Consider the following 24,602-nt stretch of genomic DNA (forward strand, 5'->3'; position numbering starts at 1 on the left):
GATTTTTTAAAAGTTAAGGTTTAATCCGGCAAGGAAAATTCTTGGGACTGGATAAAAACCGTAGTCAATTCCACCACCAATGGCTTCCCCGGTTGAGGCCGAAGGATCAAAACCTTTGTAATTGGTAAATGTGTAAAGGTTTTGTACCGAAGTGTAAATCCTTAAACGGTTAATTCCTGTTTTTTCAAGGAATGTTTCAGGTAGGCTATAACCTATTTGAACATTCTGGATCCTGGCATAAGAAGCATCTTCCACATAAAAATCTGAAAAAGCAACATTAGAAGTTGCACCCGTTGTTACACGTGGTACTTCATTACTGGTTCCCGGCCCGGTCCATCTTTCTAAATAATAAGCGTGACGGTTTACATTTGGTTGGTTACGCTCGTAATTTCTTACCATATCGTTTCCTAAAGAAGCGTAGGTATAAGCGGTAAAATCAAAATTCTTATAACTAAAATTAAGATTTAGACCCATGGTAGCGGTAGGAATAGGATCACCAATATTAGTACGGTCATCTACATTTATAACTCCGTCACCATTGGTGTCTACATAACGAATATCTCCGGGAGAAGCTGCTGCACCTAAAGTTTCCTGAGAAGGATGCGCATCTACTTCTGCCTGATTTTGGAAGATCCCGTCAGTTTCATATCCGTAGAAATAACCAATTGGGAAACCTTCCTGGAAACGTGCTGGTTGTGGTTGTCCCACACCAAATTGCCCGCCTGGAAGGAACTCGGTTCCATTCACTTCGGTTACTTCGTTTCTTAGGAAAGTGGCATTATAACCAACTCCAACTCGAATATCGTCCCCAAAATTCTCTTTATAATTTATAGCAAATTCTAAACCTTCATTCCGGGTAGTTCCCGCGTTAATGGTTGGCGCTCCAGAGCCCGGTGCACCGCCACCAAAGATTCCTGAAACTGGAATACCGGCAACCAATAGATCTTTACGATCTTCTCTAAACACATCGGCAGAGATATCGATTCTATTATTTAAAAGCCTTAGATCTATACCAATGTTAGTTTTTTCGGCTTCTTCCCATCCTGAAGCAGGATTGGCAATTCTACCTAAAGCGGTACCGTTCACTAAGTTTCCGTCTAAAACATAAGTAGCTTCACCATTTAATAAAGAACGGTAGAACTCGGCGCCACCGGCTTCATCATTACCAAGAATACCAAAACTACCTCTTAATTTTAAGAAAGAAATCACGTTAGAATCACTTAAGAAATATTCTTCTGAAAGAATCCAACCTGCAGTTGCAGAAGGGAAATAACCTACACGATTTTCTGGTCCAAACCTGGTAGAAGCATCTCTACGAAGCATACCTGAAAAAAGGTATTTTCCTTTATAATCGTATTGTAGTCTTCCGAAGAAAGATAATTTTCTAATATCATATTTATAAGCACTGTTGTTTAAACCATCGTTTGTTCCTGTGGTTAAGCTTATATCTGCAAAATCCCAGGAATTGTTAGGCACATCATAACCGGTAGCATATAAACCATCTCCCCAGTTTCTAATTACCGTCATACCGGCAGTTCCTGTTAGGTGATGTGTCTCATCAAAAGTGTTTTCGTAAGTTCCAAAAAGGTCATACGTATAAGAATTATCGTTAATTCTATTTTGATTTACTGTACTACGCACATTGTTGAAAACCTTACCCGGACCATAATCTATAATTGGCGCGAAATCTTTTCCTTTTGAAGTAGAAAGACTATACCCTATTCTTGAGGTAAATGTCAATTCATCTATCGGCATATAGTCAAGACTAAATGAACCATTGAATTTATTCAGATTATAGTCATTAAACGTGTTTTCAATTTGCGAAAGCGGGTTGATGATCTCGTTACCCAGGGTTCCATCTACATCTTCCTGATCTACACCAAAAGTTGGTGGAATGTTTAGGGCGTTAAAAAGAACTGATCCTAAACCGTTCTCGTTTATTGATCTCCTGTCTATACTTGTATAAATAGTATTCCCGGTAAAAGTGAATGCATCTGAAATATCTACCCCAATATTAAACCTGGCGGTGCTTCTTTGGAAATCAGATTTTTTAGCGCCAATAACACCTTCCTGATCAAGGTGTGAAACCCCAAAAGAGTAAGTCACTTTTTCTGAACCTCCATTCAAGGTTAGGTTATGACTCATAATTGGAGAAGTATCAAAAACTTCTTCTTGAAAATCGGTACCTCTACCTAATTCGCTAACATTTGGAAATGGCAAAGCCTGCCCGTTGTTGGCGTAGCTTTCATTCAAAAGTAAGCCATATTCCGTAGCATTAAGCAAAGGAAGTTCTCTTGAAGTTTCCTGAACCCCTACGTAAGCATCATATTGAATAGTAGGAGCGGTATTCTTTTTACCAGATTTAGTCGATACCAACACAACCCCGTTAGCACCGGCAATACCATATATAGCCGCCTGAGCATCTTTTAGAATAGAAATAGATTCTATATCGTTAGGGTTAATAGTATTTAGATCACCCTGGTAACCGTCTATAAGTACAAGCGGTCCATTTTCACTGTTGGATGCAATACCACGAATATTAATATTAATACCTGCACCGGGTGCACCAGAGGATGGTGTTACATTAACCCCAGCCGCAGTACCCTGTAAGGCTTGTTCTACCTTAATAGGATTTAGCTGCTCAATGGTTTTATTTGATACTACCGAAACAGCTCCTGTAATATCCTTCTTTTGCTGCGTTCCATAACCAATTACCACCACTTCATCTAAAGCAGCAGAATCTGTTTTTAAAATAACATTAATTTCTGTTTGATTTTCCCCTACGGTAATTTCCTGCGGTAAAAAACCTACATAAGAAAAGACCAGAACATCTCCAGCGGTAATATTATTAATGGTATAATTACCGTCAAAATCGGTTACCACACCATTAGTAGTATTCTTTAAAATAATGTTCACTCCGGGGAGCGGAAGACCGGTGTCTGCTTCATCTACGGTTCCCGAAACCGAAAAGTTTTGTGCTTGCAAGGAAAAGGTTCCAATACAAAACAAAATTAGTACAAGTATTCGATTCATTTGTTGAGATTTTAATTCGAAATCAATTTATTAATTAATTGTTAAGGCCATGGAAAAAGCGCCTTTACAATACTTCAACATGAAAATTTTAAGGACAGAATTTTGTGAATTTGTTATTATAGCGCTCTGAAACCGAAGATTACGCAGTTTCAAAAAAAATTACCTGAAGTATTGATTTTGGGGCTATTAACAAGAATGTTGAGGCGATGTTGTGGTAAAATGGTTAAATGTTAAGTACTCAAAACTTGAGGATGTACTCTACTAAACCCTGATCATGGTCTAGATCCATCTTTTTACGCAAACGATATCGTTTTATTTCGACACTTCGCACCGAAATATTTAGCAATGGAGCAATCTCTTTTGAAGATAAATTAAGTCTTAAATAAGCACAAAGTTTGAGATCGTTAGAAGTAAGATTTGGATGTGCCTCCTTTACCGATTGCAGGAAATCTTTATCGGCATTATCAAATGCTTCTTTGAATAATTTCCAATTATCTTTTTCGGCAATATTTTTATTAATTACTGAAATAACTTTTTGAATATCGTCTTCATTTTTTGCCGAAGTCAATTTTTTCTTCAGCTCATTTAAAAACTCATTCTTTTTAATCAGGTTCATCGTAGAAGCGGCGAGTTCGCGATTCTTAGATTCCATATCTGATTCTAGCTTTTGATTTTGAAGCGTGATTATCTCCTGTTGGGATTCTAACTGTTTAATTTCAATTTTCTTGCGGTTACGCTCCATCAACCTGTTTCGTTGTTTTCGGAAGTATCCAGTATAAATTTTATGCAGGATAAAAATGAGCAGTAAAAAAAACAGAACATACATAATTATTGCGGTGGTAGTGGCATACCAGGGTAAGGCAATACTAAAAGTATAGGAAGCGATCTCACTAATTTTATTATTGTATTTACCTCTTACTTCAAAAACATAATCGCCCGATGGCATATTTTCAAAAGTAGCACTCCCATTAGTTTGCCAATCACTCCAACCCTTACTAAAACCTTTAATTCTATAGCTGTACACCGGTTTGGTAAGTTTGGAATAAACAGGGATACTGAATTCAAAATTGATATTATTTTCAGCATTGGGTAATTTTAGATCCTCAAGTTGTAATCCATGACTGCTGAAATTATTCTCTAAACTAGCCGTAGAAACCTTACTAATGCTGAGTTTTTCCATCTCCGGAAGATCTAAAGGCGTAGAAAAAATAGTATATCCTAAATTGGAACCTACCAAATACTCGCGCTCACCAATTAGAGAAATATTTTCAAATCCTTTAGCTATACTTCTATATTCTATTGGAATTGCTACCGACTTTGCACTTAACCTATCCTGAAATGCGTCCCGGGTTACATAGACAAGATTCTCACTACCAAAGCTCCACCAGGTATTATCTGGTAAAACTTCAGAAATTCCCGTAATTCGAGATTCCTCTATAAGCTTGTTTAAATTATTTTCCTGAAGGAATTTATTTTTGGAAGGATCATATTTATAAATTTCATCTTCAGTAGAATAATATATGGAATCATTAAACTGAAATACTTTTAAGCCCATCCCGCCCTGATAGGACACGTTATAATTTTCTTTACTTTTTACTTCCCTAACCTCGCTATCTACCTTCAGCTTAAAAATCCCTTTGTGATCGTGACCCACCCAGATTACCGAATCATTTTCAACTACAAGGTTACGTGAAGAAAGATCGAAATTAGCTAAATACTCCGGATCGTTTTCAAATTTGCCATCTTCCCAAAAACTAATTCCATCGTAATGTCCCTGGAGCAAACCGTTCTTAAATTCCTTGATTTCCCAAACACCCTGCCCATCAAAAATATGATTAGCAGTATTACCCTTTATCGCAAAAACCCCACGATCGTGACCGGCGAATAATTTTCCGTTTATTTCATTAATACTCCAAACCTGCCCGCTGGTGCCGGGAATAAGTTCATAATCTTTAGAAGTATCATTGCTCACATACAAGCCCTGGTTAGTCCCCAAATATAAATGATCCTGAAACTGGTAGCTGGAATACACCGTGCCTACTTTTCCGTAGATATCTGTAAATAATCTAAACGGACTTTTGCGATTAATAAGCACTAGCCCATTGTCCAGGCCACCCCAAATATTACCTGCTTTATCTTCCATTATTGATAAAACCGTGTTGTTATTAATCACGGGTTGCAACAGCTGGTAATTCAAGGAAGTTTCGAGGTTATAAACATGTAAACCATTACCAATGCTGCCCAGCACCAATGTTTTATCCTTAAGCAGTTGCGCGGTAAAAATACTTTCCTCTATTGGATAATTTTCAAATTGGTAAGGCCGCCAGGTATTCCCTTCTATGGTAAAAAGTCCGTCATCGCGGGTAACAGCAAGCATTTTATTTTTCTGGAAAGGGAAAAGTCCAACAATGGGTTTATCTTCAATTTCGGCGTTGGTAATCACGCGTTCTATTACACCATTATCTATAGCGTATAAACCATCTTCGGCTACCTGGTAGTATAATTTATTGTCTACCCTAAATAAATTCGAAATAATATCGCCGGCGGTAATTGTACTTAACTGCCCGGTTTTTTTATTGTAGCTATACAGTCTGCGTAAACTTTGAAAAACTATGTATTCTTCTAAGGCAGCAATATGCCAAAATTGTTCGCCATCCAGAATCTTCTCTTTAGAAAGATCAGTAAGACTGGTGTAGGTTAGCTCCCCTTTTTTACTGTGTTCCCAAAAGCCAAAATCCATATAAGAACCGGTGTAGATCCTATCGTCCTGGGCCAAAACCGAGCGAACTGCACTTGCATTAGGAACTTTATGAAGATTCCACTGCTCCCCGTTAAAACTGAGCAACCCCAGGTTATTGGCTACATAAATATGATTATTAGGCGCCTGGGAAATCATCCAGTTTTGATTGCCGGCGTTATAAATACCGGGATCAAAATTGGTTATTGGCGGTAATTCCTGCGCAAACAGGCTGAAACTAAAAAATAAAAAGAAGGCTAGTAAACGCATAGTTTAGCAAAAAACGGAAATTACTAAATAATATGGGCTTTTACTAAGAAGAATATTTTTAGAAAATCATTGTTGCAATTTTCGATTAAAGTATGCCGGTTAAGTTTTGTATTTTATAAATGATTTTATCCTTTTCATTTCAATATCTTTTGATCTTGCGCCTTTGAGAGTGGTTAATAAACCATGCGAATCTATATTTGAAAATACGGATTTAATTCCTTCGGAAATGAATTGCTTTAAAAAAATACTTTTTAACCCTTGCTCTGTTGAAAAGTTATATTCTATACGATAAATAAAAGCTTAAATGAAAAATATAACACCTATCGATCCTGTAAAAATGTATTTATCATATCTTTAAATGAATTATTTAAAACAATAGCGGCAATCGAAAAGCCAGAAATGGCTATTTAGGTCTGATTACTTCTATGAAAATAAAACCAATAATTTTCTGGGGATTTTTTCAACTCGCCATTGCTATAGTGCTGGCAAGTATAGGCCTTAAAGCCTTTCTCCTTCCAAATGGTTTTCTAGATGGCGGGGTAACCGGGATCTCGATCTTATTGAATAAAATTACCGGGTTCGAAATCTCTATAATTCTTCCGGTTATTAGTATTCCATTTTTTGCGATTGGCTGGTTCACGATTTCTAAAAGAATAGTGATAAGGTTGCTAATATCTGTCTTAATATTATCTCCGTAATTCATTTTTAAAATTTTCAGTCTCTAACCGATGGTAAGCTACTTATCTCTATTTTGGGCGGACTATTCTTAGGTAATAAAAAAATAAGAATGAATTTAGATTAGAATATCTCTAAAATCATCTGTGTAATTAGCTTTAATACAATTCTCTTGTTATTCTTACTAAAAGGTTTAATCACTATATTTCACTTAGCACAGTGTTTAATTCTTGTAATTTTATAGGCTTAATAAGGTAATTGCTACTTAAGTTATACATTTCAGCTTTTATAAAATCATCTTCATTTATAGAGCTGGTTAAAATAAAAATTGTGATCTTTTGTTCAATAGGAATTTTAAGAAATTCTTCCAGAAATTGCCATCCGTCCCAAACAGGCATATTTAAATCTAATAAAATCAACTCAGGTACAGGCTCTCCGGCGGTTATAAGAGCATTAAGCGAATTATAGGCCTCTTTGCCGTTTTTACAAACAATTAGATTGTCTACCAAGCCGGTTAGCTTTACGTATTTTTGAGTAAGCATTTGATGCACGGGATCATCCTCTATGATGCACGCAAGATTAATTTTCTTCATTAGGTAAAATAATTTTAAAGGTCGTTCCAACATCCTCCTTGCTCTCCACAAGGATCTTCCCGTTCATACTTTCAATTTGATTTTTGGTAATAAATAAGCCTAAGCCCCTGGAGTCTTTATGGGTATGAAAAGTTTTATACATTTGGAACAAGCGGTCTCCATGCCTTTTTAAGTCCATTCCCAGACCATTATCTTCAAAAAATAAAATAGTTTTATCTTTCTTTACTTTGCTATAAATCTTTAAGTAACTATCTCTTTCAGGTGACTTATATTTAATAGCATTAGTGATAAAATTTAAAACTATACTTTCTATATAGGCAGGAACACCCTGAATTTTGGTATTCTTATCAACCAGGTTTTCGATCCTGATATTTACGTTCCTTATCTGGTTAGATAAGCTATCTATATTTTTTTCTATCACCTCGTACAAATTAACAGCATGTAGATTTGCTTTATTAAAGCTAACCGATATTACATCACTTAGATCTTCTACGGTTTGCTGTAAATTTTCGGCACCACGGCTAACCATTTTAAAAAGTTCGTTGCTCTCCAATTCTGGATGATCATTTTCTAAAACATCTAAAAGCCCAATAATTCCAGAACTATGAGATCTTAAATTATGAGAAACGATATGTGCGAAATTCTTGAGTCGGTTATTTTGATCCTGGGTGATATCCAGTAAAGATTTAATTTCGTTTTCAACTCTTTTTAATTCTGAAATATCTACAGCAACTCCAAGGTAACCTGTAATCTCATCGTCTTTTTTAATAGAAGTTATAGATAGCAATACCGTGAACTTACTACCATCTTTTCTTATATACGTCCATTCTTTTGCCTCGGATTTGTCTTTTTGAGCGTCATAGGTAAGCACTTCAAAATCTGAAAATTTTCGATTTTTCTCAGCAATTTTTTTTGCTTCATTCCTAATCTCTTGCTTTTCATGAATAGCAAGAGGTGTTAGTCTCCCGAGTACTTCCTCCTGATTATATCCTAATGCAGTTTCTGCCCCTGAATTAAAATGGGTGATCAAACCCTGTTTATTAGTTGCAATTATACCTACCTGCGTACTTGCATCTAAAATAGCCTGCAGGTTGGAGAGAGCCTTCTGCAATTCATATTCTGCTTGCTTTTCTTTGCTTATATCTTGAATAAAAGACCAAATTAATTTATTATTATTGAGATCTTCTACCAATACTCCTCGTAGAAGAACCGGATACTTGGATCCATCTTTTCGTTTATATACTTTTTCAAATGGGCCATAAACCCCTGTTTCATCCAATTGTTTGAGAACTTTTTTCTCTTCGGCCTCGTATTCTATTGGAGTTAAATCCCAATAGCTTAAATTCATAAATTCTTCTCTAGAATAGCCGGAAGGCTCAACCAACTTATCATTTACATCCTTAAACTGGCCGGTTTCATAATCATTAAGAGCAATACCGATAGGTGATAATTCGTATAAAGCATTTAGTAAGTTCTGCTGATATTTTAATTTTTCGGTATATTTCTTTGCTGCAGTATTGTCAATTATTTGAGAAATAAAATAAAGAATAGTTCCACTTTGGTCTCTAACCACTGAAACAGCTAAAATTATATGAATAATATTTCCATTTTTATGAAAATATCTCTTTTCCATATTATAATTAGATCTTTTACCTTCAATTACCTCGGTGAGTAAATTTAAATCTTTATCTAAGTCTTCGGGATGGGTGATATCCTGAAAAGAAAGTTGTTTTAGTTCCTCTTCATTATAGCCCACAATTTCGCATACCTTTTTATTAACTTTTAGCCACTTTCCATTTTCATCCAGCAGCGCCATACCTACGGCTGCATTTTCGAAATTTCCTCTAAAAGCTTCTTCACTTACCCTTAATTCTTCTTCATATTTCTTACGCTGATTTATATCCTGATGAGTGCCGTACATTTTTAATGGCTTACCATCTTGGGTCCATTCAAATACCTTTCCTCGGTCCATGATCCAAACCCAATTACCGTTTTTATGCTTCATCCTGCTTTCAAACTCATAAAACTCGGTTTTCTTTTGAAAGCATTCTTTTAACAAACGATTAGATTCTTTAAGATCTTCTGGATGTGCCAGGCTCATCCAGGTTTCTATACTTACCGGTTCCAGTTCCTCTAAAGTATAGCCCAAAATCTCTGCCCATCTTTCGTTAAAAACTGTTTCTCCGGTTTGAACGTTCCACTCCCAGGTTCCTACATTGGTACCTTCAATAACAGATTTAAATCTTTGTCTAACATCTACAACATCTTGTACAGGACTTCCTTCCGGCAATACGTAAACAACATTCTTATGCTCATCGAATATGGGTTTAAGACTAAAGAATATAGTCGTGGGCTGTTGGTTTGCGGTCCATACTTTTACTTCATAGGATACCGTTTCACCCTGCACAGCTTTAAAAAAGTTTCTTTTTAACTCTTCCTGTGTCTCTTTGGATATTTGCCACCAATAACAATCCCAGAAAGGTTTACCTCTTACATCTTCCAGTTGAAGGTCTGCAACGTTTAAGGCAGTTTCGTTGGCTTCCAGAAGAGTCCCGTCTAAATCTAAAAAACCAATAAAGGTAAAAGTAGAATTGAAGATCTCTCTATATTTCAATTCGTTTTTCTTAACCTCTGTTATATCCTGAAAACTCCCTATTACTTTATCACCTACTCTTCGGCCGGTACTTCTTACCCAAATTTCATTATTTTTAGCTGTAATTAACCTGCAGGTTACATCAAAGCGTTTGCCAGTTGCTATGGTATTCTCTAATGCTTTACTAATTTTCTCCCTATCGCTTGGGTGATAAAATTCAATTGCTTTTTGTTTATCGAATTTAAAATCTAAGGGCACCTCGTGAATATGATAAACAAATTCTGTCCAAATTGTTTTTCCCGTTGCTATATCTAGCTCCCACCCCCCAATTTTATTAGCTTGCTGAGTTTCTTCCAGTAAATCTAAATTTCTCCTAAGCTCTTGATTTATATTATTGGCCTGAATTTGCTTTTTTCTTAATTCCAAAAGCTTCATTGTCTGACTGGCCAGGCTATTCAGTAATTTCTTTTGCTCTGAGTCCAATTTTTTAGACTGAGAATCTATAACACATAAAGTGCCTAATGCATATCCATTTTCATTGACCAGCGGCACACCTGCATAAAAATGTATAAAAGGTTCTTGTGTTACTAGGGGATTATCGTGAAAACGCTGATCTTCCTGAGCATTTTCTATTATAAATAATTTATCAGGCTGGTGAAGGGCGTGAGCGCAAAAAGAATAATCTTTACAGGTTTCGCTATTCTTTAAACCGTGATGAGACAAAAATAATTGTTTATCTTCTGTAACCAGGCTTATTAACGAAATTTCGGTATTACAAATCTGAGCAGCCATTTTGGTAAGAAAATCGAAATCATCCTCCCGTTCTGCACCAAAAATATCATAGGCTTCCAGTTCTCTTAGTCTATCGTTCTCATTCTTTGTTACTTCAGGTTTTTTCATTTCATAAATAATAGTAGCAATTACAAATTATGATTAACAAGATTATTTTACTTCTTCAGCTAGGAATTTATTTACAATCTCTTCCATAGATTGCATTTTTATAGGTTTTCTAAGAAAATCATCCATGTTTTTACTATCATCATTAGTAATAAGGTGTTCTTTTTCGTAGCCACTTAGCGCTACAATTGGCGTACGACTGCCATCTACTTCACACTGTCTTATCTCCTGGGCAGTTTCAAAACCATCTATAGTGGGCAACTGAATATCCAAAAAAATAAGATCTACCTTGTTTTCTTTAAACTTAAGAATACCATCTTCTCCGTTTTCTGATTTAAGAACTTTAGTCTCTGGACATATTTTTTTTATAAGTTGTTCGATTAAAAAAAGATTAACAGGAGTATCATCAATAACTAAAATACAAAGGTTTTGCGTAGGGGGCATTTAATAAGGTTTAGGAACTTGGTTGAACAATTTATTAATTTAATTTTAAAAAATAGGAATTACCTGGATATTTTGAACAATTGATAGTTGGAGTTAGAGTATACCAGATAGTAAGACGCCATTTTATCTTCTATTATTCGGGTTAATTGATCTTCCACGAAAAAGCTTTGCTGAGCTTTACTTACCAATAAATAATCTGCGTACCTACCAGGGGCTTGTAAGGCTTTATAATAATCGGCTTTAAACTGATCTAAGTAAATTGTATTCTTTCTGGATAAGCTCATAACAGGATAAACTAGCTTATTATCACTAAGAATTACTGGTTTATCACCTAAATTATTATTTACAAAATCAGCCATATTTTTGGCAGGAGTATCATATAAAGGCTGTTCAAAATCTAGAAAAGTCAGCATTTGAGTTTCCTGGGAATGATGTGTGTTCTTAAAATATAAACCTTCCCCTAAAACCGTTAGAATAAAAACGATTGTGGTTAGACTGTAAAGAATTCTACTTCGCTTAAATCGAGGCAAAAGGGGTGTTTGAAATAAGTGAATAAATGCCGCTATGCCCGAAGCTGTTATTATTAGTAGCACAGGTAGAAACAACTGTGTTCCCGAAGCTGTGTTTTTTGAGTACATTACCCAAAGCGGGACCAATAGCAAAGTAAGCTGGAATAAGAGTTTTTTTCTCCCAATAATTGAAGCCGCTATAAACAGGGGTGAAAGGTAAAGACACAATTTCAATAAGTACGTAATAGATGTATCTACTGTTCCCAATGTGAAAAACTGACTTTGATCCCATTGGGTGATTTCTGAACGCTCAAAGAAAAAAGAATCACCGGTAAACCAAAAGTTTATTAGGAAATAGCATAACAAACTCATTACCGGTGTAAAGAGAATAATCAAAAAAGTTGAAAGGGAACGTTGCAACAACTCTTTGGTAGCCGTAAGGTTTTGGGTGATTTGAGAAAATATACCTAAGTAAGATTTATCTATACCCGAGGATTTAAATAAGGATAGTAAAAACACTAATGGAATCATAAATACCAGAATCCACAAAAATTTATAATTTAAAAACACAAATAATGTAAGACAGAGGCTTAATAATACAAAGTTATAAGTAGTAAAGTACCTTATATATCGAAATATAAGATGAAAAAATAGAAAATAGAAAATGAGATAAAGGTATAAAGAAGAACCAGATGTCGCCGCCGAAAGCATCATCGGGCTACAAAGAAAGTAAAGACTTACAAGGACAGAAGCATATTTTAATTCTAACTGAAATAATTTTACTACCAAGTAAGCAGCAAAAAATGCCATAAACAGTGCCGAAGTAATAACGGGAGCTCTTTCTATGTTTATTAAAGCAGCAGGAATGGCAAATAATTGCGCCAAATTGGGGTATATAAAATAAAAAAGCTCCAAAGTTTTATCTTCATTCTTAAAAAGCAATTGAAGTTTATCACTTATAAATAAAGATTCGTAATGTCTTGACCCCAGCTTTGCATTATAAACACCCAATAGTAGGTAATAAATAGCGTATAAAAACCCAACAACAAATATGGAAAACAGCTTTCTCATTTTTTATTAGGTTTATGAGCTTTTGTCAATCCGTGATTTGTTTTTTCCCAATAGAACGGCTTGGATATTAATTGAAATAAACCTTTATATGCTGAAATGGAATGCATAAGCCAATAGACAGGATTAGCTATAGCAAAATGTATTAGGTTATAAGATTTCCTCCTAAATACCGCTACCATATTAATGTAGATCATTAACAAATTCCCGGCTAAAAAATTAAAAATAGAAATGATAATAACCCATTCTGGGAAAATTAGGGTGAAAAAGTTAATTATATCGGTATTAACTCCGCTTAAAAGATTTTCACTGAAATCGAAAGTTAAAAAAATATAGAATAGAAAAATAAAAAGTAATATAGGATAGGTTAAAAAAGTAAAAATTGTTCCGCCTATAAAAAACTGAAAGCCAAAAAAGCCATTCAGGCCAACTTCCTTAAACAATTTAGCCGGTTTTCGCATATGCACTAAATATGTTTGCATATAGCCTTTAATCCACCTGGAGCGTTGTCGTATCCAGTTATAAAACTCGTTGTTAGCTTCTTCGTAAGTGGTGGAATTAAGTACGGTCACTTTATAGCCCTTAGCATATGCACGAATTCCCAAATCTGCATCTTCTGTAACATTAAATCCATCCCAACCGCCTAACTCCATTAATTTATCAAACTTAAAATGATTGCTGGTTCCTCCAAGCGGGATGGGCACTCCCAGGCCATCTAAACCGGGTAGCATATAATCAAACCAATATGAGTACTCCAGGGTAAACATCCTGGTTAAAAAGTTCTCTGTTTTATTGAAATAATTAAGCGCACATTGTACTACAATATATTCTTCGGGAAGTTTATTAAAGAGTGCATGTACTAATTTTAATTGATCACTATCTGGAATATCCTCGGCATCATAAATAGTAAGATATTTACCTTTACTGAAGTGCAATCCATAATTGCAGGCTTTTGGTTTAGTTTTAGGCTGCGCATAGGGAATTATAACCGGATCAAAAATACAGGGAAACTTTAGATTTTTAACCGCATCAAACGTTACAGGATCGTCTGATTCTATCAGCAATTTAACATCTAACTTTTCCTTGGGATAATCTAAATTTTGAAGGTTTGAAGCTAGTTTATATATAACCTCAGATTCTTTAAAAACCGGCAATTGTAGCGTATAAAACGGGAGATCTTTATCTGGAAAATTTCCCAACTCTGCGGATGATATTTTTTGCAGTGCTTCCGACTTTGCTCCAACAACGGTCAATAGAAACTTAAAACCTATGGAAATAAGAAAAAACAGGTTAATAAGTAAGTTAACACTAATTATAGTGATAATCGGAAATAGAAATAAGCAAATTAAAAATACAATGCCAATTCCCCCAAGCACAAGTACTTGCTTAGCGGTGAAAGTTTCCAGAGCAGAGCTTTTTGGATCTTTATTGAACAAGTCAAAAACTGCCTTTTCTAAAAGTTCTTCTCCATAAGTGAGGTGGAGTGCTTTTACAATATCCATATCTTCAGCAATATGAATTTCCTTAACCTCTAAGGAAAAATATTCTGAAAATTTAGAAATACTAATATTATCAGATGGGTCTGCTAATACTAAATCTACTAAACCATTTTCTCTAGTAATTGGATATAAGTTATGGTCTAATAGAAAATCAAGATCTGCTTTGTTTAAATTTTCTTTAAACTTGATTAAACCTGTATAGTCAAATTCATAAAATTTTATCTCTTCCTTCAATAATAGTTGCTTGTATTCAAGACGGGATAAAAAAGCATAATTGAGCGCAACTTTTAGAAAAGATTTATTCATCTCCCTACTCCAAACCTCCACCTTATCGTAGGCTTCTTCCTGGAGTACGCCAGATTTTAAAAATAAATCATTCCTATAAAATTTACGCATATCAATCTAGTCTAATCACGGCAAAGGTTTGAAAACCGCGACCTATTGCTGAATTGCTGTTATATACATCGCTAAACAAACCTCCATACAAAGTAAAGTTGTTAGAAAACTCATATCCCAAATTTAGGGATGCTTTAATCATTTTAAAATCTGCAACGGCTTGTAGGTTATTTCTAAAAAACTCATCCCTATCGCTACCAGAAAACATGCCCTCTATTTCTCCAAGAAGGATAGTTTTTTTTGAGAGATTATAACCTTCTGAAATCAAAAACCTGAACTGGACAGGATCTTCAGGAAAGAAATACCGTAACCCAACTTCAATTTTATGGAAATTATTGTACTCTCCAAGCAGTTTTAGCGTTCCCGCGAAGATTACTCGGGTTTCTAAAGCAAATAGATCATACCCAACAAACGGAGTTGCATTATTTGAATAGAGTGGTATATAGCTAATTAAACTTGCCATTAAATAATTGTCCTTGAATTTTGCAAGATGAAATTTTAAACCCAGTTCAATATCCCCCAGATCGCTATTGGTATTAGATACATTATTATCTTCATAGGTATTGGTGAAGAATGGTATAGAACCAATTATATTCACTTTTTCTCCAAAAAGTGGTGCTGCTATAAAAAGCCTTGGATTATAATTGCTGAACTTACCATCCTTATTAAATCTTATCTTATCACCTACCGAATTTCTATAGGAGGTAGCAATATACCTACTTACATAAGGAGAAAGTAAAATTTCTCCGCTGGTTTGCTGCCAGGGATTAATGCGTTCTTTTACATTTTCTATGCTATCTGATTTAACCTTGTTAGTCGCAGCATTCTTATCCTGGGCATTTAAATGGATAAAGCATAGAATAAATAGGGGTAGTATAAAATTATTTGTTTTCAATGATGCTATTCTTTGATTCTTGAGATTTTTGAAAGATATAAATGAGAAGAACTATCATTAAAATTAGGAATCCAAAAATGATAATAATGCCATAGTTTTTCCAGAAAGCATCAAAATCACCTTCTATTTCTTCTTTATCTGGTTTGTTAATATTCCTAAGGCTAAAACTATAGGAATTATTTTCATTAGCTAAAATAATATCTGAAGAACTAAAATTTGATTCCTCGATATCTTGAACTAAACGAGCTAGAGTTTCAGGTCTTTCTTTGGGATTATAAATAAACATAAACTCCTTATCCCCACTCTCAAACAATTGGTTTAATGCAATATTCTCTGCATATTGAATATTAAAGTACCTATTGAAATCTTCCTTCTCGAAGTAATATTTATCTTTATCTATAGCTACGTAAGCATTACTGCTTTCAAACTCCTGTAAAGAAGTGCTATTTGAAGTTATAATAATCCCATTATGGCTATTAATATTAGACTGTAAACTATCTAGCGGAAGAATATTAGGGTATATATACCCTTCTTTAGTGAGTATATCACTATTAAAAACCTCCAGTAATTCACCTATGACACTAATATCCTGTGGATTATTAGGGCTATCCCAATATATATTCGTTTTATTTTTGGAAAAATGCTGCTGAAAAGTCCCAAAACTTAATTGCTCCCTTTTATTAAATGCTTCAGCAACAAAACGAGAATTATTTAAATCTATTTGGGCATAAAAGGAGGACGGGTTAACAACGCATTGCCCACCTTCAGGAATATAATAATACTCAACCTTTAAGTTGTTCTGTTGTCTAAACTCCACACTGTCAAAATGCAAAACATCATCAAAACTTCCGAAATTATTAAGTGAGTTACTGTATTTCAGTACATCGTTCATATAAATATTTACATAAGCAGCCTCATTATCTTTAAGAGGGCGATATGCAAACTTCAAATTTAGGCTTAATTTAGAAAGGCCGGGAGGAAATAAAGCTTTTGGAAACGTAATTTCCTTTTTCATCTTTCCTACTCCCTCGGTAATTTCTTCGCTTACTCCTAAATTTCTAAAACTAATCTCCTGATAATCATCTTTTATATAACTTTTAAGATCTTTACCCTGATCTACCTGGTATGAGCTGGTAAAAGCACTTTGAAGTATATCCTTATCTAAAAAACTTTGTGCAGCTTTCTCAAAACCGGTTAGATCATTTCCAGTTACTAAAACCACCACAGGCTCGGTGCCAGCATCCCCTGTTATTGTATCCTCTTTCTTAAGATGATGTAATTTTACAAGGCCTTTCTCCGAATTTAAGCCTTGGGTAATTGATTGCTTACCTGGTAAGTCATCGAAATTCCTTAATTCCCCCAAAAGGACACTTTTAGACTTAATGGAATCTAAACTTTTAGGTAAGGTTTTAACCTCTAATTTTCTTCCTAATTCATTTTTAAAATAAAATTGAATATAGGCGGCATATTTTACATTTGTTAAAGTAGGATTTTCCGGTAGGTAAATAGCCTTTACTTGCTTTATATAACTACTGATAGTATTAGATTGAATTTCCTTATTTTCTTTTATATTCAAAACAATTTGAGAAGTTCCTAGTCTCCTGAGCCAAAATGCACCTTCATTATACACTTCACAATACTCATCAAGAATCTTTAAATCACTAATTACATCTATTCTAATAAAACCGGAATTAACCTGTCTCTGACTAAGAGGGATCTGGAAGTCAATACTGTTTCCGTCTTGCGATGGTCTCTTGGTTGAAAAAGGAATATTGTTTACCGCTACCGTTACAAAACTTTTATTAAAATTTAGAACTTCAGAGGTTTTAAAGTTTAGGAATAGTTTACTCCCTGTGAGAAGTCGTTGGTTCTCTCCCATTGGTATAAAGTAAGTAGATTTACTTTTAGAGCCCCAGGTGACCGTTTCTTCAGGATAATCAAAATCTTCAAAACTATACTCGCTTTGTGCGATCAAGCTTTGAAAACATAAAATAAATAAGAATAAGCTAAAGTTTTTTATTATTTTCATTTTCATAGAGTAAGGGTCAAATAAGGAAATAGGGCTATTAATTTTCTATTTTAAATTCTACCAAAAACTCAAATCCAAGGCTGTTGGAAGCGCTATAACTTAAGTGCCCGTCCAGTTGTTCTATATTTCTCTTGGCTATACTTAAACCAAGCCCCTGGTTATTTTGAATATTTTCCAGATTATAGATGTTTATATTCTTAAAATAAGATTCCATAGTGGTCATAGACATACCGGAGTTTGCGTTGACTACTTCCATAATTATACTGTCACTTTCATTCCTGGTTAGAATCTTAATCCAATCGTTATTTTTTGAAAAGTCTAGCGCGTATTTGAGGATATTATACATAGCCGTATTTAATATTTTGCTATCCCCCAAAATAACTGAAGCATTCGCTTTTAAAGCTAAATCAAAATTAATATTTCGGGAAGAAGTATGTTCTATGAATTTATAAATATTCTTATGTATAATATCGTGAAGCTCTAGAGGAACTTTTTTAATTCTTTCCTCCACTGCGGCCTCTTCACTAAAATTCCTAAAAAAGTCCTTGTTTTTTTCATCTGCTTCATCCAAAGCATTTTTAATTATAGGCAGATAGTCTGGACCTTCAGATTTTTTTAAATATCTATCTTCCAATTCTATTAATTCTATCATAGATTCAATACTGCCAAGGTGATTTTTTAAGTCGTGTTGAAAGATTTTCGCCTTATTTTCCAGAAAGGCCAGTTTAGATTCATTATTCTCAATCTCTCGTCTTAAAACTTGATTTTCAAGTCCAAAATCAGAAACTTTTTGAGTTTGCTTATATTCCTCCTCTATTTCATCCTTTAAAGAGAGAGTCTTTATAGATGGAAAAGCAATACTCACCAGGCAAAGAGAAAAAGTAGTATACCCCCCTAATAGTAGAAGATTTTTGAGATCAATAAAATCTATGTAGTTTAGAAAAAATACCATCACACCTAACACTCCAAACTGAAAAAAGGCATCATATGGTTTCCAAATGGCAATAGTATTAAAGCTGACAAAGGTGATTGCCAAAAACACCAAATATAAAATTTGACCAGTTTCATTACTAACTCCAATACTATATAGGAGTAAAAAATTTAGTATAAGAAGTACGAGGTGTAGAAGTATTGTTGGCTTAATTAGTACCTTAGCTAACAATCGCTGACTAATTATTACAAGGCCTACACATACTAGATTTAAAATAATAAATTCCAAATATTGTTCTTGGAAAAGAAGGAAATCTATAATGGATATTAAAATTAAAAATATAATTGCTCCCCAGATTAGCTTATTGCTTGCTTTCCACATTCTTACATGTAATTCTCTAAAAAACCAGGTTTTGGGGACGCTACGTTTAGTCATACTTTATTGCAATCTAAGCAAAAGCAATCTAATAAAAAAAAGGTTAAAAAATAATTACTTATTGTTTTTTATAATATTACTCCTCACCCTTTTTTCTACCTCAAATATTCATGCTCAGGGAATGAATGTAACTGGACTAGAAAAAACCTGGGATTTAAGTAAAACCGAAATAAATCGAAATTACTATCAAAGAGTATTTAAAAACCTAAACCGTGATAACGTTGAAGGCATTCGGCTTCCTATAGACCTTAACTATTTTTTAAACCAAGCTAATAATCAAGAAAAAAGAAAATTTAAAAAATTGATAAAGAATATAGTTTCTTATCAAAAACAAAACACTCCTTTGGTTCTCGCTTATTTTAATCATAATCTTACCCACGAAAATTATAAAGCTGAAGCTAATTTAATAGCAAAAAATTGGATCATCTTATTGCAAATCTTAGAAAAGGAGCAAGCTTTGAGCAAAAATCTATTTCTAGAAATTGCCAATGAACCTACTATCTACCCTCATCAATGGAGAGAATCCGCAAAAATCATCATAGAACAAATTAGAAGTTGTTATCCAAATCTCCATTTAATAGTCGGATCTTCTAATTACAACAGTATTTATGAGTTATCAAGACTAGAACCTTTGCCCTACGAAAACATTATTTACACCTTTCATTTTTATGAACCATTTATTTTCACACATCAGGGCACAGAATGGACCGGTCCACAAAATAGTACTACAGGTATTCCATTCCCCTTCCCGGATAGCACTAAAAGAAATATGCCGGATTTAGCACCACAGGCAAAAGGTACTCCGGGAGAAATAAATTACAGAGACTATCAACATACCGGCACGTTAGAAGCTATTAATCATAAAATATCTTCTGTCGCTAACTGGAGGGATACTTATGGTGTAGAAACCTGGTGCACAGAATACGGCGTAACCCAAAATGCTGATTCAGAATCCAGGCGAAAATACCTCCAAAAGGTCTCAAAAACCTTAAAGGCATATAATATCCCTGGGTTTATATGGGAATATGAAGGTAATTTTGGAGTTTATAAATAAATTTATTATACTTTATAATTTTCAAGGCCAAGTGCAAAAAATCGTTTTGCTTTAAAGCCATACCATACCTGTCTGCAGTATTTTCTACCAATCTCAAAAGGTATATTCCGGGATTTCAAGTAATCAATTAATCCCTGCAGGTAAATAAATTCAATATCCAGGATTCGAATTTTTGCTCGTTTCAAACGACCTTCAGTTTTTAGTGGACTAAAAGAAAAAGTCTTTGTATCGTTCTTTAAATATTCCAGCGCCTCCTTTACTGTGCAGGATTTCATTGCCATAATAAGATCTATGATAGAACCGCCTTTTCCAATTCCGAAGTCATACCATAGGTTCTTATGCAGGGATACGTTGAAAGAGGCTTGCGTTTCTGACCGCAGGGGACTTAGAAACCAAGCTTCTTTTTCCGTTGTTCTGCTGGGAAAGTGCCCTAATTTTGCAAGCGTTTTTAGGATGCAAATATTACGGGCTTTTTCCCAGCTTTTTGTTGTTGCTGTCTTTTCCATTTTTTACTGTGTTAGCTACAAATCCAATCAATTGAGTTCAAATTTTAGCATCGTTTTATTTTTGATGACAAAGTGATGCGGAAACGATGCGGCTGGAAATCCCCAGTATTACTGGTCTTATTTATATCTCGCATCAATTCATCAAAAAAAGAAGAAATTACCGGAGGCTTTTCTCCCTTGTGGTCTTCAGAATTTGTTGCTTTGATGCAGATCTTCCCGAAAGCCTTGATAACATTGAGCTTACACCCCGCATCACTTTTGCATCGTTTCATCGTTTTCCAAATCTTCAAAATTTTCGAGCAAGAATGATTTCTCTATTGTATAGTAGCGACCTTTTCCCGGAATTGGTGCCAGGCCATTCTGCCACATCACCATTTTTTGATAGGTGCGGGAATTATCCTGGTTTTTTAATTTCCAGTCATTTTTAAGAATTTGTCTTAACTGGGTAAGATCGGTTCTAACCCGGGTTCGATTTAAAACCTGCAATGCATCCAAAGGACAAACATCAACTTCCTCCAAATCAAAAGTTTCCATTGCGTCAAGGATCATACTTGCTAATTCTTTTTCCACCCGGTTCCGATTATTTTGCATCAGGTTCTCAAGTGCATTGGTTCTTATCTGCTCCGGAGTAAACCACATTCGGGTTTTGTGAGCTGTAGCTAATTCTCGTTGTTTCAGGTAATTTAAAAAGGCAGGGATTTCCATCTTCAGGTGCTCTAAAAAATGAGTTTCTTCTTTTTGTAGGGTTGGAACCTTCAATACCCAGAAACGGGTTTCTTCACTATCGATCTTTATAAAGTTATCTTCGTTGTTGCTACACAGGATAAATTTCCCAAAGAATTCCACCTCCCGCTTGTCTTTTCCCTTAGCCTCCAGTTTATTAAAATCAGTTGTGCTTAGGTATTTAATTCGCTCGGTAAGCTCTTCCTTGTTAAATAATACTTCATCAATACAGATAAGGAGTTTGTTGGCCCAATCTGCATTAAACTGGCTGCTGAAATTATCATTGGTCAGATAGGTCAGGTTGTTTTCAAAAATGGCTTTTAACCATTTTAAAAAAGTAGTTTTCCCGGTAACCCTTTCTTTAGAAACCAGACATAGGATAGGTAACATCTGGATTGGCTTTGCATATAAAAGTTGCAGATAATCAAGGCCTAATTCGAATTGGTTGCCGAAGATGTGTTTAATGAATTGCAGGGAACAATCTACTTTACCTATTTGGGGTAAATAGGATAAAGGAGCGTAAGTATTATAAAATCCGTGATGTACCTGTTTAAAATCCAGATGGCTCGGGATACAGGTGAAGCCTTCATATTTTTTAATACTTCCAACAAAACCTTTACCATGGTCCTGTCGTAAGGTCTCGATATTCCAGGGGATCAAAACTTCATTGAAGTTCCCGGCAATTGTGGGCATCGCTACTATCTTATAGTAACTGGTTCCCACCCGGATATAGGATAACTGTTTCATCATAACATTTTTAAAGGATGAATAAAAGACAAGCGCCTATTTCCGGTTTTTTATCAGGCCCTTATTGAACTGATCCTCAAGGAAAACATCTGACAGGTCCGGCTCTCCCAGGAGCCAGGCATCGATCTTTTCCTTGTCGAAAAATTTTTGACGAATATTAGGATTGTTTCCCATTGGGATAAGCCGCAGATGTGTAAGCTTATAGATCTTACTTTTGGAAAGCCCGGTATACTGTGCCAGATCTTCCACGTTCATCACTTTTTTAGTGGTTCCAAGGAGGCCTTTAATATCAATTAAAAGATCCTCAATTCTTTTGTTTTCTTCCATTTTGAATAAATATTGATTTAGAAAACAAACTAATTGAGAAAAAGAAATCAAATCTTATTAAGTGGAATATTTAACTAAAAAACAATTAAAGCTTTAATTTATATTCAGCAAATAATTGATTATGATGATAATTCCTTAAAAATGCTTTTCGATAAAACGTTCTAATGGGAGGGGGAGATTTAATGAAGAATATTTTTCAAAGGTCTGTTGAATTAGAATAATGGAAGATTCCAGAAAGAATTTATTTCGGATTTTCACCCTACTGATCTTTTTCCAGATTTTAAAATAAATTTTTCCATAGTTCCCAAAGATTCATACCATTAAATTTAGCTAAAAGAAGAATGTGGAAAACTATATTAGCGCTTAAGGGTTCCATGGTAATATTCAATCTGCAAATTATTCTCCAGAGATAGTGGAACTTTATGCGTGTATGAATATATCAGATAGAGTAAAATTTACAATTGCCATAAGAAGTTTTGCGTTATTCTTCAATCTTTGAAACTTAAAATAAATGAAGTCCCAACTCCAATTTTGCTCTCAACATCAATATCGCCACCTAAACTATTCATATAACTCTTTACCAGATATAAACCAATACCCTTGCTGTCCTTATGATCTGTAAACTTTTGGTGCAATTCAAATAGCCTATTCTCACTTTTTTCCATATCGAAACCAGTTCCGTTATCTATAAAATGAATTTGAGAACCGGCCTCATTTTTTTTAGAACTAATGGAGATTAAAGGTGGAAGTCCCGGTTGAGCATATTTTATGGAATTGGTAATAAGATTAAGGAAAATGCTGTGCAGGTAAAATTCATTAACCTTAAGGACTTCAACTGACGAAAAATCAATTTCAAAGGAAGTCTCGGTTTCTTCAATTAGAGAATGTAGGGAATCTAAAATGTTTTGAATTACCTCATTTAAATTCACCGGTTCGAAATTGGGTTCTAGAAAACGGTTTCCCTGAAGATGATCAACCTGATCGTTTAAAGTCCTTTTTAACTTATGAACCGATTTTTCTAATAACTCCAGATATAACAAGGTTTCATCATCCTGAATTTTGGATCGGTCTAGTAATTTAACAAGAGAAATTAGGTTGTTTACCGGAGACCTTAGATCTTGAGCCGTAGCATAACTTAATTGTGTAAGTCCTGAATTTTTTGAAGTAAGGTCTCTTATTCGGATGTGGCGATCTTCTTCCAGTTTTTTAAGATGGGTAATATTCTTGGAAATAGCGTAGATTAATTCTTTGTCTGGAATCGGAATAGAGGTCCAGGTGAGCCATACAATTTCTCCAGATTTCGTGAGATAACGGTTCTGGAAGTGCAACAAGGGTATCCCTTCCAAAATTTTAGCCCGCGTTTCCGCTGTATTTTGCCTATCCTTGGGATGCACAAAATGGCTAATGGGATTTGCGAATAATTCTTCCCGGGTATAACCCATTAATTTAATAAAAGCCGGATTTATTTTCCTGAAATATCCATCATACCCAGCGATACATAAGTAATCCTGGGATTGTGAAAAGAAAGGTTCCAGGTCAAGTTCGGTTTCTATATCGTTAAGTTCCATTGTAGGTTTGGGATTCCTACGTAAAAGTAAGGAAAATATTAGGGCTTTTTGTAATAAAATCCTGGTTTGAAGTCATATTAAGGGATCATATTTCCCAATTATTAGATGCTAACAACATAAGGTCTATTGCTTCTTATGTGCCTAAATACGTTACTAAGAATAACGCCAAATTTAAATGTCAGGTTTGGAACTGCTCTAAGCGTGTTTCAGAGCTTTACACCGACTTTTATACAACAACTGAGTTTACGGATCAATTTAAGCTTTTAAATGCAGTCCTAAAAGAGTTTGAGGTGAAGGATCATTTAGAACGTCCCTTTCTAAATGTAAAAATGATTGATTTAAATAGGATTACTCTACCTATGTATAAAAGGTTAGATGATAAAAATAAGGAACGTCAAATGTAGCATGATTGCAAAAAACGGTCATAGTATACCACCCTGGCCGGATTAAAGTGAACCACCTTGGCCGGTTCAAAGTGAACCACTTTAGCCGGGATAAAGTGAGCCACTAAGAAATCGATTCTATTTGTAAAAAGCCAAATGTCTTTTTTTGTAAAAAAGACCATGGCCAACAAACAGATAGATATGCGAAAAGTAAAACAGATTTTTAGGTTGTACAGCCAGGGCGTCAGTAAACGCCAGATAAGTTCGAGGCTGGGTTTATCACGTAACAC

The 24,602-nt window shown here is 34.7% G+C and carries 16 protein-coding genes; 2 read left to right on the top strand and 14 right to left on the bottom strand.

Translation table 11 applies throughout. The features are described 5' to 3' along the window. Nucleotides 1–6 precede the first annotated feature (6 nt). A complete protein-coding gene (locus B5440_RS06590) occupies nucleotides 7–3,033 on the bottom strand; it encodes a SusC/RagA family TonB-linked outer membrane protein (protein WP_070055426.1) in 3,027 nt (1,008 codons plus the stop codon). A 238-nt stretch (nucleotides 3,034–3,271) separates the two neighbouring features. Continuing rightward, nucleotides 3,272–6,040 carry a helix-turn-helix and ligand-binding sensor domain-containing protein gene (locus tag B5440_RS06595; protein WP_070055427.1) on the bottom strand — a complete coding sequence of 923 codons (2,769 nt, stop codon included), beginning with the start codon at nucleotides 6,038–6,040 and terminating at the stop codon, nucleotides 3,272–3,274. Nucleotides 6,041–6,465: 425 nt separating this feature from the next. Between B5440_RS06595 and B5440_RS06600 the strand changes: the two genes are divergently transcribed. Next, on the top strand, nucleotides 6,466–6,738 hold the full coding sequence (locus B5440_RS06600) for a YitT family protein (protein WP_079711090.1): 273 nt from the start codon (nucleotides 6,466–6,468) through the stop codon (nucleotides 6,736–6,738). Between the two features lie 177 nt (nucleotides 6,739–6,915). On the opposite strand, the gene B5440_RS06605 is transcribed toward B5440_RS06600, so the two are convergent. From B5440_RS06605 to B5440_RS06640, 8 genes are read right to left on the bottom strand one after another with little or no spacing between them, the layout of a single operon-like run. After that, nucleotides 6,916–7,308 (bottom strand): response regulator, encoded by a 393-nt coding sequence (locus B5440_RS06605; protein WP_070055429.1) that lies wholly within the window; start codon nucleotides 7,306–7,308, stop codon nucleotides 6,916–6,918. Continuing rightward, on the bottom strand, nucleotides 7,295–10,801 hold the full coding sequence (locus B5440_RS06610; protein WP_070055430.1) for a PAS domain S-box protein: 3,507 nt from the start codon (nucleotides 10,799–10,801) through the stop codon (nucleotides 7,295–7,297). Before B5440_RS06610 ends, B5440_RS06605 begins: the two co-directional genes overlap by 14 nt. Before the next feature lie 42 nt (nucleotides 10,802–10,843). Then, nucleotides 10,844–11,242: a response regulator gene (locus tag B5440_RS06615; protein WP_070055431.1), complete on the bottom strand. Its 399-nt coding sequence runs from the start codon at nucleotides 11,240–11,242 to the stop codon at nucleotides 10,844–10,846. A gap of 59 nt (nucleotides 11,243–11,301) precedes the next feature. Beyond that, nucleotides 11,302–12,822, bottom strand: coding sequence for a hypothetical protein (locus B5440_RS06620; RefSeq protein WP_070055432.1), 1,521 nt, complete (start codon nucleotides 12,820–12,822; stop codon nucleotides 11,302–11,304). Beyond that, complete coding sequence (locus tag B5440_RS06625; protein ID WP_070055433.1) at nucleotides 12,819–14,714, bottom strand: glycosyltransferase family 2 protein; 1,896 nt, start codon at nucleotides 14,712–14,714, stop codon at nucleotides 12,819–12,821. Before B5440_RS06625 ends, B5440_RS06620 begins: the two co-directional genes overlap by 4 nt. A 1-nt stretch (nucleotide 14,715) precedes the next feature. Next, nucleotides 14,716–15,609 carry a hypothetical protein gene (locus B5440_RS06630; protein ID WP_070055434.1) on the bottom strand — a complete coding sequence of 298 codons (894 nt, stop codon included), beginning with the start codon at nucleotides 15,607–15,609 and terminating at the stop codon, nucleotides 14,716–14,718. Then, complete coding sequence (locus B5440_RS06635) at nucleotides 15,596–17,638, bottom strand: cellulose biosynthesis cyclic di-GMP-binding regulatory protein BcsB (RefSeq protein WP_157823633.1); 2,043 nt, start codon at nucleotides 17,636–17,638, stop codon at nucleotides 15,596–15,598. The genes B5440_RS06630 and B5440_RS06635 overlap by 14 nt, the downstream gene beginning before the upstream one ends. A 37-nt stretch (nucleotides 17,639–17,675) precedes the next feature. After that, entirely contained in the window at nucleotides 17,676–18,674 is a 999-nt protein-coding gene (locus B5440_RS06640) for a sensor histidine kinase (protein WP_157823634.1), read from the bottom strand. 214 nt (nucleotides 18,675–18,888) lie between these two features. On the opposite strand from B5440_RS06640, the gene B5440_RS06645 reads away from it, so the two are divergent. Beyond that, nucleotides 18,889–20,058: a glycoside hydrolase family 5 protein gene (locus B5440_RS06645; protein ID WP_079711092.1), complete on the top strand. Its 1,170-nt coding sequence runs from the start codon at nucleotides 18,889–18,891 to the stop codon at nucleotides 20,056–20,058. Between the two features lie 5 nt (nucleotides 20,059–20,063). On the opposite strand, the gene B5440_RS06650 is transcribed toward B5440_RS06645, so the two are convergent. The 4 genes from B5440_RS06650 to B5440_RS06670 form a co-directional block, all read right to left on the bottom strand. Beyond that, nucleotides 20,064–20,564: a CHC2 zinc finger domain-containing protein gene (locus B5440_RS06650; RefSeq protein WP_070055438.1), complete on the bottom strand. Its 501-nt coding sequence runs from the start codon at nucleotides 20,562–20,564 to the stop codon at nucleotides 20,064–20,066. 252 nt (nucleotides 20,565–20,816) lie between these two features. Next, nucleotides 20,817–22,037, bottom strand: a complete 1,221-nt coding sequence (locus tag B5440_RS06660; protein ID WP_317039389.1) for a DUF5906 domain-containing protein — start codon at nucleotides 22,035–22,037, stop codon at nucleotides 20,817–20,819. A gap of 33 nt (nucleotides 22,038–22,070) precedes the next feature. Beyond that, the gene (locus B5440_RS06665; RefSeq protein WP_070055441.1) at nucleotides 22,071–22,361 is read right to left on the bottom strand and encodes a helix-turn-helix transcriptional regulator; all 291 of its coding nucleotides are present in this window, start codon (nucleotides 22,359–22,361) and stop codon (nucleotides 22,071–22,073) included. Between the two features lie 488 nt (nucleotides 22,362–22,849). Beyond that, entirely contained in the window at nucleotides 22,850–23,929 is a 1,080-nt protein-coding gene (locus B5440_RS06670) for a sensor histidine kinase (protein WP_070055442.1), read from the bottom strand. Nucleotides 23,930–24,602: the final 673 nt, after the last annotated feature.

It is taken from the genome of Salegentibacter salarius (genome assembly GCF_900168265.1).
In the GTDB taxonomy this organism is placed as follows: Bacteria; Bacteroidota; Bacteroidia; order Flavobacteriales; family Flavobacteriaceae; genus Salegentibacter; species Salegentibacter salarius.